This is a genomic window from Burkholderia sp. SRS-W-2-2016 (genome assembly GCF_001931485.1).
Lineage (GTDB): Bacteria > Pseudomonadota > Gammaproteobacteria > Burkholderiales > Burkholderiaceae > Paraburkholderia.
The window spans coordinates 109,694-121,666 of sequence record NZ_MSDV01000022.1; the positions used below are offsets into that span (position 1 = coordinate 109,694).

At 59.7% G+C, this 11,973-nt stretch carries 13 protein-coding genes and 1 pseudogene; 10 read left to right on the forward strand and 4 right to left on the reverse strand.

The window, feature by feature from the left end; all coding sequences use genetic code 11:
* Positions 1–225 carry a hypothetical protein gene (locus tag BTH42_RS10690; protein WP_075298899.1) on the forward strand — a complete coding sequence of 75 codons (225 nt, stop codon included), beginning with the start codon at positions 1–3 and terminating at the stop codon, positions 223–225.
* A gap of 48 nt (positions 226–273) precedes the next feature.
* Here BTH42_RS10690 and BTH42_RS10695 read toward each other — a convergent pair whose 3' ends face one another.
* Positions 274–1,188, reverse strand: coding sequence for a LysR substrate-binding domain-containing protein (locus tag BTH42_RS10695; RefSeq protein ID WP_075298901.1), 915 nt, complete (start codon positions 1,186–1,188; stop codon positions 274–276).
* Positions 1,189–1,381: 193 nt separating this feature from the next.
* On the opposite strand from BTH42_RS10695, the gene BTH42_RS10700 reads away from it, so the two are divergent.
* The 6 genes from BTH42_RS10700 (at position 1,382) to BTH42_RS10725 (ending at position 6,079) form a co-directional block, all read left to right on the forward strand.
* A complete protein-coding gene (locus BTH42_RS10700) occupies positions 1,382–1,591 on the forward strand; it encodes a tautomerase family protein (protein WP_075298939.1) in 210 nt (69 codons plus the stop codon).
* Positions 1,588–2,403: a 2-keto-4-pentenoate hydratase gene (mhpD, locus tag BTH42_RS10705; protein WP_075298903.1), complete on the forward strand. Its 816-nt coding sequence runs from the start codon at positions 1,588–1,590 to the stop codon at positions 2,401–2,403. Before BTH42_RS10700 ends, mhpD begins: the two co-directional genes overlap by 4 nt.
* Positions 2,400–3,167 carry a 2-keto-4-pentenoate hydratase gene (locus tag BTH42_RS10710; protein ID WP_075298905.1) on the forward strand — a complete coding sequence of 256 codons (768 nt, stop codon included), beginning with the start codon at positions 2,400–2,402 and terminating at the stop codon, positions 3,165–3,167. The genes mhpD and BTH42_RS10710 overlap by 4 nt, the downstream gene beginning before the upstream one ends.
* A gap of 94 nt (positions 3,168–3,261) precedes the next feature.
* On the forward strand, positions 3,262–4,221 hold the full coding sequence (locus tag BTH42_RS10715; RefSeq protein WP_075298907.1) for an acetaldehyde dehydrogenase (acetylating): 960 nt from the start codon (positions 3,262–3,264) through the stop codon (positions 4,219–4,221).
* Entirely contained in the window at positions 4,221–5,285 is a 1,065-nt protein-coding gene (gene dmpG / locus BTH42_RS10720) for a 4-hydroxy-2-oxovalerate aldolase (protein ID WP_075298909.1), read from the forward strand. The genes BTH42_RS10715 and dmpG overlap by 1 nt, the downstream gene beginning before the upstream one ends.
* 320 nt (positions 5,286–5,605) lie before the next feature.
* Positions 5,606–6,079: a hypothetical protein gene (locus BTH42_RS10725; RefSeq protein WP_075298911.1), complete on the forward strand. Its 474-nt coding sequence runs from the start codon at positions 5,606–5,608 to the stop codon at positions 6,077–6,079.
* A gap of 110 nt (positions 6,080–6,189) precedes the next feature.
* On the opposite strand, the gene BTH42_RS10730 is transcribed toward BTH42_RS10725, so the two are convergent.
* Positions 6,190–6,573 (reverse strand): hypothetical protein, encoded by a 384-nt coding sequence (locus BTH42_RS10730; protein WP_075298913.1) that lies wholly within the window; start codon positions 6,571–6,573, stop codon positions 6,190–6,192.
* A 265-nt stretch (positions 6,574–6,838) separates the two neighbouring features.
* Positions 6,839–8,308 (reverse strand): UvrD-helicase domain-containing protein, encoded by a 1,470-nt coding sequence (locus BTH42_RS10735; protein WP_075298915.1) that lies wholly within the window; start codon positions 8,306–8,308, stop codon positions 6,839–6,841.
* Positions 8,309–8,737: 429 nt separating this feature from the next.
* Here BTH42_RS10735 and BTH42_RS35405 point away from each other — a divergent pair, with 429 nt between their 5' ends.
* The gene (locus BTH42_RS35405) at positions 8,738–8,893 is read left to right on the forward strand and encodes a hypothetical protein (protein WP_178392147.1); all 156 of its coding nucleotides are present in this window, start codon (positions 8,738–8,740) and stop codon (positions 8,891–8,893) included.
* Between the two features lie 231 nt (positions 8,894–9,124).
* Here the strand turns inward: BTH42_RS35405 and BTH42_RS10740 are convergent, their stop codons facing one another.
* Complete coding sequence (locus BTH42_RS10740) at positions 9,125–9,325, reverse strand: hypothetical protein (protein WP_075298917.1); 201 nt, start codon at positions 9,323–9,325, stop codon at positions 9,125–9,127.
* A 778-nt stretch (positions 9,326–10,103) separates the two neighbouring features.
* Between BTH42_RS10740 and BTH42_RS34765 the strand changes: the two genes are divergently transcribed.
* A complete protein-coding gene (locus BTH42_RS34765; protein WP_143752006.1) occupies positions 10,104–10,601 on the forward strand; it encodes a hypothetical protein in 498 nt (165 codons plus the stop codon).
* A 138-nt stretch (positions 10,602–10,739) separates the two neighbouring features.
* Positions 10,740–11,784 (forward strand): annotated as a pseudogene (locus BTH42_RS10745) (IS3 family transposase).
* Positions 11,785–11,973 lie beyond the last annotated feature (189 nt).

Consider the following 11,973-nt stretch of genomic DNA (forward strand, 5'->3'; position numbering starts at 1 on the left):
ATGAACAGGTTTTATACCGTCGTGCCGGCGATTGCGGCATTCGTCATCGCGAATGCGATGTGGTCCACCGCGGCTTACGCACAGATGGGTATGAGCGCGACCAAACAGATGCAGGACACGCAGCGGGCCGCGCAGCAAAAGGCGCGTAAAGCGAAGAACGAACCCGCCGGGCAGACGCACAAGACCGATCATCCGGCATCCGCACCGGCCGCCGCGTCGCAGTAAACGAGCGGGTGTTGAGCAGAACGCGCGCAAGCGGAACAACGAGCGCCGCTAAGTCGCCGCCGCCCGCGCCCTGCCCGCCTTCCCGCGCGACGCGCGGATCAGCTTCAGAAACGCCTGCAGAATCGGCGAGCTATCGTCGCGCCGGTACAGACAGCTCAACTCGATCTCGCGCAAGCGCGTCGATCTGAGCGGCCGGTACACGACGCCCGGCAGCCGCAGATTGACCGCCGACTCGGTCGTCACGCACACGCCGAAACGGCTCGCCACCAGCGCGATACAGGTCACCACGTCCTCCACTTCCTGCTCGACCCGCAGCCGCACGCCGTCCGCGCGAAACGCCGCCGCGACCTCCTGCGCGAGCCCGTGCACCGGCGCGTTCGGGTAGAGAATCATCCGCTCGTTATCGAGGTCGCGCAGCGTGATGGTTTTCTTCTCGCACAGCGGATGCCCTTCATACAGCGCGATCAGATACGACTCGCGCTGCACCCAGTCGACCGCGATGTCGGCCTCGTTCGGCACCAGCCGGTTAAAGCCGATCGTGATGCGCCGCTCGCGCAGCGCCGCGATCTGCTCGGCCTTCGACATATTGTGCAAACCGATCTTCACCGCCGGCCGCTCGGTGTGAAAGTCGGCGAGCAGACGAGGGATCACGTTCAGAATCCCCGAACTGAAAATGCCGACGTCGAGCCGTCCCGTATAACCCTGGCCCGCCAGCTGGGTCTGTTCCTCCGCGCGCCGCGACAGCGCGAGGATGTTCGGCACCTCCTCCAGCAGCGCGCGCCCCGCCTCGGTCAGCTCCGCGCCCTTGCTGGTGCGGATGAACAGCGGCGTGCCCAGTTCCTCTTCGAGCGCGCGGATGTTGCGCGTGAGCGGCGGCTGCGCGATATGCAGCCGCTCGGCCGCGCGGCCGAAATTCAACTCCTCGGCCAGCGCGAGGAAATAGCGCATCTGCTTCAGTTCCATCGGTTCATTTCCTTGCGTGAGCGTGCGGGTCAAGCCATACCGGAACGGTATCAGATTTTCAAAAAACAGTATTGGACGGTATGCCGCCAAAACCGCGATCATGGCAGCCGATTCCGATGGCGCCGCCGCGTTGCCGCATCGTTCGCGCAACGTGCCGCCGCTTCCTCCGTGCTCGCGCAACCAGGAACCCAGCATGCCAATCGTTCATATTTCCCTCGTCGAAGGACGTGACGACGCCGCGATCAAGGCGTGCGTCAAAGCCGTCGCGCGCACCGTGCACGAAACGCTCGGCGCGCCGCTCAATTCGATTCGCGTCTACGCAACGCTGACGCCGGCCAACCATTGGGCCGTCGGCGATCAGACCAAGGACGAAATCGCCGCCGCCCAGGAGAAGGCCAAATGACACCCCAACAGATCGAAACCGCGGCGCGCGCGCTGGTCGACGCCGAACGTAGCGGCGCCTACATCGCGCCGCTGCGCGAGACCTACGAACAGATGAGCATCGACGATGCTTACGCGATCCAGCGCGTAAACACCGAGCGGCGCATCGCCGCCGGCCGCCGCGTGGTCGGCTGCAAGATCGGCCTGACCTCGGTCGCGGTGCAGAAGCAGCTCGGCGTCGATCAGCCCGATTTCGGCATGCTGTTCGACGACATGGGCTACGGCGACGGCGAACCGATTCCGGCGTCGATCCTCACGCAGCCGAAGATCGAAGCGGAGATCGCGTTCGTGATCGGCCGCGATCTGAACCAGCGCAATCCGGGCCAGCTCGACGTGCTGAACGCGATCGACTACGCATTGCCGGCGCTCGAAATCGTCGGCAGCCGGATCGCCAACTGGAACATCCGCATTACCGACACGATCGCGGACAACGCGTCGTCGTCGGCCTTCGTGCTCGGCAACCGGCCGCGCAAGCTCGCCGATTTCGATCTGCGTCTGTGCGGGATGGTGATGGAGCGGCGCGGCGAACCGGTGTCGGTCGGCGCGGGCGCCGCCTGCCTCGGCAATCCGATCAACGCGGTGGTCTGGCTCGCGCGCACGATGGCCGCGGTCGGCACCCCGCTGAAAGCGGGCGACCTCGTGCTGTCCGGCGCGCTCGGCCCGATGGTCGCGGTCGCGCCCGGCGACATCTTCGAGGCGCGCATCAACGGACTGGGCTCGGTGCGAGCCGTGTTCGACGCCAACCCCACTTCCGCGAACGAGGCACGTCAATGAGCCAGATTAACGAATACGCGACGCTGCTCGACGACGCAGCGCGCACCGCCACCGAAGTCTCGCAATTCGACCCCGAAGGCCGCCTGTCGCTCGACGAGGCCTATCAGATTCAGTCCGCGTCGATCCAGCGGCGGGTGGCGCGCGGCGAACGCCGCGTCGGCGTGAAGATGGGTTTCACGAGCCGCGCGAAGATGGTGCAGATGGGCCTGTCCGACGTGATCTGGGGACGCCTGACCGCCGGCATGCAGATCGAGGAAGGCAGCACGATCGATTTCTCGCGCTTCGTGCATCCGCGCGTCGAACCGGAAATCGCGTTCGTGCTCAAGCATTCGCTCGACGGCGACGTGACCGGGCCGCAGGCGCTCGCGGCCGTCGAGGCGATCGCGCCCGCGCTGGAGATCATCGACTCGCGCTACAAGGACTTCAAATTCACGCTGCCCGAAGTGATCGCGGACAACGCGTCGTCGAGCGGCTTCGTGATCGGCGCGTGGCGCGATCCGCGTACCGACTTCAGCAACCTGGGCCTGACGTTGAACATCGACGGCAAGGTCGTGCAGGTCGGTTCGACCGCCGCGCTGCTCGGCCAGCCGCTGCGCTCGCTGGTGGCCGCCGCGCGGCTCTCCGCGCAGGCGGGCGAGCCGCTGCAGGCGGGCTGGATCGTGATGGCGGGCGGCGCCACGCCGGCGGAATGGATCAAGCCGGGCCAGTATGTGTCGGTCGAGATGGAACAGCTCGGCAGCGCGGGCTTTCACGTCAGGGGTTGACGCGCTGGCGGCGCGCGGCCGTGGAGCACCGGCGCGCGCGCCGCTCGACCCCGAGCACGCAACCTGAAGCATCAAGCATGAGTCCGGAGTGAATATGACAGGTAAGGTAAAAGTGGCGATCATCGGGTCCGGCAATATCGGCACCGATCTGATGATCAAGGTGATGCGCAATAGTCAGCACCTCGAAATGAGCGCGATGGTCGGTGTCGATCCGCAATCGGACGGCCTCGCACGGGCCGCGCGGCTCGGCGTGACGACGACCGCCGAAGGCCTCGACGGGCTGCTGAAGCTCGATCTCTTCAAGGACATCGACATCGTGTTCGATGCGACCTCGGCCGGCGCGCACAAGCGTCACAACGACGTGCTGCAGCAGCATGGCGTGCAGGTGATCGACCTGACGCCGGCGGCGATCGGTCCGTACGTGATCCCCGCGATCAACCTCGAAGCCGAGAACGCGACCAACATGAACATGGTTACCTGCGGGGGCCAGGCGACCATTCCGATGGTGGCGGCGGTCTCGCGCGTCGCCAAGGTGCACTACGCGGAAATCGTCGCTTCGATCGCGAGCAAATCGGCGGGCCCGGGCACGCGCGCGAACATCGATGAGTTCACCGAAACGACCCGCAGCGCGATCGAAACGCTCGGCGGCGCGACGCGCGGCAAGGCGATCATCGTGCTGAATCCGGCCGAGCCGCCGTTGATCATGCGCGACACCGTGTTCGTGCTGTCCGATCTGGCGGACCAGCAGGCGATCGAAGACAGCATCGCGCGGATGGTCGCGAGCGTGCAGGCTTATGTGCCGGGTTATCGTCTGAAGCAGAAGGTGCAGTTCGACGTGATTTCGCCCGATCAGCCGCTGAACGTGCCCGGCCTCGGCTTGAAGCATGGGCTGAAGACTTCGGTGTTTCTCGAAGTGGAAGGCGCCGCTCACTACCTGCCTGCGTATGCGGGCAATCTCGACATCATGACGTCGGCCGCGCTCGCATGCGCCGATATGATGGCGCGCCGTCGCATTGCGGCCGGCATCGCGCGTGGACACAAGGAGGCCGCGTAATGACAACGATCGACAAAAAGCTCTATATCTCCGACGTCACGCTGCGTGACGGCAGCCATGCGATTCGCCATCAGTACAGCATCGCTCATGTGAAGACGATCGCGGCCGCGCTCGATCAGGCGGGTGTCGATAGCATTGAAGTCGCGCATGGCGATGGTGTCGAAGGTTCCAGCTTCAATTATGGTTTTGGCGCGCATAGCGACGTGGAGTGGATCGCCGCAGCGGCCGAGAGCGTGAAGAACGCGAAGATCGCGACACTGCTGCTGCCAGGCATCGGCACGATGCACGATCTGCGCAATGCGTACGATGCCGGTGCGCGAGTGGTGCGGGTCGCTACGCATTGCACGGAAGCGGATGTGTCGCGTCAGCATCTGGAATTCGCGCGCGAACTCGGGATGGATCCGGTCGGCTTTCTGATGATGAGCCATATGACCACGCCGCAGAAGCTCGCCGAACAGGCGAAGCTGATGGAGAGTTATGGCGCGAGTTGCGTGTATGTGGTCGATTCGGGTGGCGCGCTGGGAATGAACGATATCCGCGATCGTTTTCGCGCGTTCAAGGATGTGCTCAAGGCCGACACGCAGACGGGCATGCATGCGCATCACAATCTGAGCCTTGGGGTGGCTAATTCATTGGTCGCGGTCGAGGAAGGCTGCGACCGGATCGATGCGAGTCTCGCGGGGATGGGGGCTGGCGCTGGGAATGCGCCGCTCGAGGTGTTTATCGCCGCGGCTGAACGCCAGGGTTGGAATCACGGTTGCGATCTTTATCGCCTGATGGATGCGGCCGACGATCTGGTGCGGCCGTTGCAGGATCGGCCTGTCCGCGTGGATCGGGAGACGCTCGCTCTTGGTTATGCCGGGGTTTATTCCAGTTTCTTGCGGCATGCTGAAGTTGCTGCCAACAAGTATGGGCTCAAGACTGTCGATATTCTGGTCGAGCTCGGCCGACGCAAGATGGTCGGGGGGCAGGAAGACATGATCGTCGATGTCGCTCTCGATCTGCTTAAGCGTGATGCGCATGACGATGTCCGGGTTGGGGCTACCATGAGTGAAGCTGGCTGATTAGTTAGTAGCCCTTGGGTATCTCCACGCATCGATTCCGGCCCGCCGCACGCGGGCCGTTTTTTTCCGGACGTCCGCCCGGCTAGCGTTTCGGACGACTGTGCGGCCAGGTGCAGCCGGTTAAGTGCGGCTCGAGTGCTCCCGGAATGGAGCGCTGGCAAGTTGGGAAAAATCAGCGGTTTTGTTCGCGCGCCGCGAGGAATCAGTCAACTGCCACGGAACGGAAAAGTAAGTGTAGATTAGGGCGTTGCCGCGACCTGCCGCTCAGACTTCGAACCGGTCGCCACACGACATCGATCTGAAGTCGCAAAGGAACCGGAATGAACACGAAGCACAGCAAGAAGGGACATCTTGAATCCGCGGCATCGCACCACGAGCATGCCGCACGACATCACCAGGAGGCATCACGGCATTTCGAAGACAGCCGGGATCCTGGCCACGCCGGACATCAGGCTGTATTGGCACATGGCCATACACTGCTTGCGATCGACGAGGCGCAAGACGCTGGCGCGCACAGCGCCAACGCGCCATCAACCACGCCTCTATCGAGCGGCTCAAGCATAAGCGCGGCGGACGTGGCAAAACACCATGCAGCAGCCGTGGACCTTCACCGGCAGGCGGCGCAACATATGCGCCACGCCATCAAGATCTTCGATCAGGATCGCAGCGCAGTTTCGCACGACGCACAACTGGCTCTCTCCCTTGCGCTGCGCGCTCTATCTCACGGCAACGAGGCTGCCCGACTATTGGTGAAACTCGCGGCGAGTGGTGGTAGCGAGCGCACCGAAAGCTGAATGGCTTTCTGCGGTGCGGACGCGACCACCGGTTCTCGCCCGGTCCTCGGGGCACGCCTTGAAGGTTTCCTCATTGATCGGCGCAGTGTATTCTGACGCGCCACTCTCCACTAGGTCGCTCGCTGCAGCAGGTCTCTTGCAAAAGACTTCGCATGCGCCACCGCCTCTTCCGCGTCGACGAACACACCAAGCTGATCCCAATGTTCCTCGGCTGCGTAGGTTCCTTTCATACCAAGGGCCCTCTGAACGCGCAGCTGCGCGGCGTACCTGCCGTCCTCCACTACTCGCGCAGTCGCTATGACCTTGTGCGGAAGGTCAGATCTTTCAGGCTGAACCAACGCGACAGGACCGCCAGGCACGCCGATATCGTTTAACTCGCTCCTGGTGTTGCAATCCGGGCAGTAGAAGCACCACCCCCCGTCCTCGTGACGGGATCTAACCTGCCCGCGAGCCAGCACGGCACGACACTCGACATTTTCGCAAATGAATGGCATGGCAGTCTCCGGTTTTGTTTGGAGAAAATCCTAGCATGTCCGGTGAGGAACGACCATCGGCATTGTTGCCGCGCACAGAAGAAGATCGACCCGATCGCGTGAACATCCTCGTGAACGACAACGGAAAGATTACCGACATTCGCTTCTTTCAGGTTTCGTCGAGCAATTGCGCCGCTCGACTAGCCTAAGAAGATGAAATCTCGCTAGTCAACTACTGACATGACCAGCGGCAATGGTGAATGCCAACAGATAGACCGTCGATGGATCATGCCCGTTGCGAAGCAAACAGGCGCAGGAGGATCTCGCGAAGCTCAGACACGTCCAGAAGATGTCTTGCCCGGGTAAAAGCAACGTACAGAAGACGCAGTTCATCGTCGTCCACCGTCAGACGTCCATCCACGGTCCTGTACAAAAAATCATTGGTCACCTTGACCCGCTTCCATTCAAGGCCCTTGGCCCGATGCACCGTGGAAATGACGTAATCTGCGCCAGCTTCAGGCGTAACCCGCAGTGCCAGCGATCGCAGGTAACCGGTCCCAAGTTCATCGACGATGCGCACGATGGGCAACAGGTCCGCGCCGGCCGTGCTTCGGGCGAACGACTGGGCATCTTTCCAGGTTTCGAAGAGCGAAAACGCTGCGGGTCTGAATGCCCGGCGTCCGGCAAGCAAGGCATCTGCGCCGTCAGCGTAGGCCACGATTTCAGCGGGGCTCATACGGATAGATGGTTTGTGCCCCGCCTCAATGCCGGACGCGAAATGCCAGATCGCCGACACATTCTTGCGACAGAGGATCGCGTCGACCGGCGGCGCATCCAATGGGTCTTCGACGCCAATCGAGTTAATAGAATCCTGCCCCCGCACGGGCACCTGCTCGCCCATCAGTCCAAGTAGCCGGCTGGCCAATGCCGCAATCGTGGGACCAAAGCGGAACGATTCGGTCAACGCATGCTCGGGCGCTTCAATTTGTGCCATCGCGTTCACAGCGCCACGCCATTCGTAAATCTGCTGGTAGGGATCCCCCACGTAGACGATCTGGGCGTGTGACTGTCGACTCAAGATCCACAACATCACCTCGTCGCTATCCTGTGCTTCATCGAACAGGATGAAGTCGGATTCGATACGGGGATCTGACTGCGCCCAGACCTTCAGGTAGACGTCAGGAATGATTGCGCTGCGACCGCGCGGATCGGTGCTTTCGCCCCACAGCCGCGCCACGTACGGACGAAGACCCTCACGGAGCCAGGCGGCGGCCCTTTCGTCGATCTTCTCGTCGACGGGGACATGACTCGCTAGCGGTACGTCGTCCGCGGAACGGCAGAACCGGCCCAGCCCATCGACAATCATCCGACCCAGTTCGAACGCGGTCAGCTCGACCGTCTTTCCTGTAACAAGTGGGACCTCCACCGGACCGAGGCCATGGCGGGACGCCAGCTCGTGCGGTGGCTCTTCCGGGATATTCACCCGCTTCGCAAGCGCGGGCGGGACAGATCTGTATGCCAGCGAGTGAATGGTTCCAGTTGAAACGTTGCGGGGAAAGCCGCGCCTTGCGTGGTCGGCGATCTCGCGATTGAACGCCAGGTAAACACCGTGCTGACCGCCAAGCTGGTTTGCCACCAGACGCAGTGTCGAAGTCTTTCCCGCTCCGGCGTACGCCTTGATTTTCATGTTACTGCCGCACGGAACAGCATCCAGAATCGCCTGCTGTTCCGTTGTCGGTTTCAATGCCTGAACCATGGGGGACCGTGTCGTTCCTGAAGAAATGGCCGGCGCGCAATGCCAGTTGTGCTGTTGCCACCGGCCAGCGCCTGATCGGAATGATCATCCATACATTGAAGGCCCGTCGCAACTGACAGCACCGCCTTCGCAATACCTGGCGTGACGGCACGTTACCGCTTACAGAAAACTTTCAATCATCAAACGCTTAAACAATTAGGCATCCGCGGGACCTGTCGCACTGCACACGCGGGAAAACCCTTTATATTGCACTGCACAATCTCCGTCCGATAGATGTTATAGTGCACCGCACAATCCTCGTCCGATCGGCAAATGCGATCTGACGACCGCGTCCGGCGTTGCCCGGTTGCGGACAGACATGCTGCTGAAGGTGATCCGACGCGCCTGTCAGCTTCGCCAGTTCCTGTTAGCCATCAAAATGAGGTCTCTGTGAAATATCTTCCCCGCATCGCCGCGTCTGGAGCGCTCCTGGTCGTCGCTCTCGGCGTCGTTACGTTCGCCCAGATCAAATTCGCTCCGCAGTCCGCCGAGGCCAACCCGGTCGCACGGATCGTCCTGAACGTCGAGTCGCAACTGAACGACTGAGCGACTCCACCGCTGCATGTAGCCCGCACCCCGCAGGCAAAGAAAAACCCGCCAGGCTCGAAGAGTTCTGGCGGGTTTGAGCTATTGATTCCGGATTCACATACCAGGCGATGGTAATGGAGTAGACGCCTGCTCAGGCACCTCCAACCAGTCGGCCTCCATGTCCACAGCACCCAACACCTTGGCCAGCTCACCCATCGCCAATTCATCACCTGCTGCGACGGTGCAGGCTCACGCTTTGACGCGTCCGGCTTGTTCAGCCTTGCGTCCCGCCATACAGGAGCGCGTGGCGTCACTAGCTTCATCGAGCGCTTCCTGAATCAGGCCACCGTCGTCCGGGAATCCTATAACGTCAAACCAACTGGCGCGGAATTCTTCAGCTTGCAGCGTCTCGGTGTGCCGCGCAATCGCGTATTCAGCATCCTGTAGCACTATCCTTGCTGCCCGTGTTATATGTCCCCTCTCCAGTCGATAGGAAAAGCAATCGAGGTATCTTAGTTTCGAATGCTCCGTCGAGCGGCAAATCCACCAGCCGAGCACAGACCGAACGCCCACAGGTGGCTTCGCCGCGTTGAAAGATGCGGATGCGAACACATTTTTGCCGAAGAGATTCGCGATAGGTGGGCATCAGTAGCCGATATTCTCGGCCACGAGTTCAGTGTTATCGGTCAGCACTGCAATCGTGCACGTCCTGGATACAGCCGCCTGTCCATCAACCTGACAATGCCCACGGTGCTCTCGGCTACTGCATTCGGTCAGTGCAATGCGAAATCGGCTGCGCGGACAGTCAAGGCTGTTGTTTGCTCGCTTGACACCGGGCCCGCTAACGAGCGTTAACGATTGCAAAATTTGCATTTATTTCATTGCATCCATCTTGCGTAGTGCCATACCTTACCAAGGTAGAGGTCACCGCCAGTTAATTTTATTAATAACAATTTTTTAATCCGTATTAGGACGTGGTCGATTTCTGTCTTGCCGCCATGCCGTTAGGCATGTCGTCCTGATGAATTTGACGTTGGTCGACCATTTGTCGCTCGATCATCATAACTATGGAAATCCACATGCGCATTGACTAGGGTCGATCCTTTCTCCGAGTCGAACGTCCTGAAGTTCGATCAAATTACCGCCTATATCTTTATTCAGCCTTTTATGAAAAGACAAATCTTTTTTCCAGTCTAATATTTAAATAAAATTTTCCGGGACTTAACTCATGAAATCATTGATTACGCTTCTTGCAATTTCGATTTTGGCAAGCACCACAGCCTGCACACAAATGCCATCAAGCACCGACAATCAAGCGGATAAATTTTCCCCGAGCTATATTAGGCAGCACATTGTGGTAGGAAAAACCACACAAGCCGAAGTGGTTGCGCTTTATGGAAATTCGAATTCAAAGCAGACTAAAGATGATGGCAGAGAAACCTGGTTCTACAATGAAAGTTCTGCATCCACTCCAAATGCCATGGAGCGTATGGGTGGGATGCTTAGCGGAATCACATCTGGTTTATCCCAAATGGGGTTGCCTACAGCCCAAAATGGTGTAGGCGCTGTTAGTGATCAAGTTAATGGGGCCAACAGAAGGGTTAATGGCGCTAAAACGGTCATGAATTCTGCCCAGAATGAAAAGGCGGCGAATGGAAGCGGCTATGCACACCAGCTATTCATCGACTTTAATAGTAAGGGTATAGTTACTCATTGGTGGAATTGAAAGCTGTTAAGGATGGTCTGAAACGCCTTATTCGTCAGGTTGACCGAATCTGGCAAATAGAGAAAATCTGATGATGCTTGCCGATTGTTGATGAATAGGGGGGTGCGGACAAAATCTTGGACTACCTGGAGGTAGTCCGTGTACTCATACGAAGAGCGCATTCGAGCAGTTCGGCTGTATCTGAAGTTAGGCAAGCGCATCAGGGCGACCATCAGGCAGCTGGGTTCCCCGACAAAGAATTCGCTGAAGGCCTGGCACCGCGAATACGAACAGTGTCATGATTTGCGAGCCGGCTATGTTCGTGTTGCGCCAAGGTATTCAGCCGAACAGAAGCGGATTGACGCCCTGAAGCAAACCTATGCGTTACCGGAGTTGCTTTCCGTGCTGGGGCTTGCCCGCAGTTCCTACTTCTATCATCGTGGACGCCTGCTATTGGCAGACAAGTATGCAGCCGCACGTGGCGTCATCGCAAACATCTTCGAGCTCAATTACCGCTGCTACGGCTATCGCCGGATCCGCGCAGCACTAGGCAGGCACCAGGTATTCATCTCGGAGAAGGTCGTGCGACGTTTAATGCGGCAGGAAGGTCTGACTGCTGCTACAACCAGACGACGCCGCTACGGCTCCTATCGTGGAGAAATCAGCCCCGCGCCAGAGAACCTCATCAATCGCGATTTCCATGCGGCCGCTCCTAATCAGAAATGGCTTACCGACATCACCGAATTCCAGATCCCGACGGGCAAGGTCCATCCGTCGCCGCTGATCGACTGCTTCGACGGTCTTGTCGTGAGTTGGACGATCGGCACGCGGCCAGATGCTGAACTCGTCAATACCATGCTGGATTCGGCCATCGAGTTGACCGCTGATAGTGATGATCGGCCGGTGGTCCACTCCGATCGCGGTGCGCACTATCGTTGGCCAGGATGGTTATCGCGGATGCGCGATACCAGACTTGTTTGCTCCATGTCACGCAGAGGATGCTCACCTGATAACGCGGCCTGTGAAGGTTTCTTCGGCCGGCTCAAACGGAACTGTTCTATCCTCGTGACTGGCTATGACGGTTGATGACTTCACTGAGGTCCTTGACTCGTATATCCGCTGGTACAACGCGACCCGGATCAAGGTCTCGCTCGGCTCCCTGAGCCCACTCGAATACCGGGAAAGTCTTGGAATCGTGGCATAACCAGTCCAAGTTTTTAGCCGCACCCCCACGGAGGCAGTTTCTACTGCAAATCAACGGCCAAAACCCCGGTTCTCGCTGGGAGACACCGGGGTTCTGGACATACAGCATAAGGAGCCTGACGATTACCTACTTTCACACGGGCAATCCGCACTATCATCGGCGTAGAGTCGTTTCACGGTCCTGTTCGGG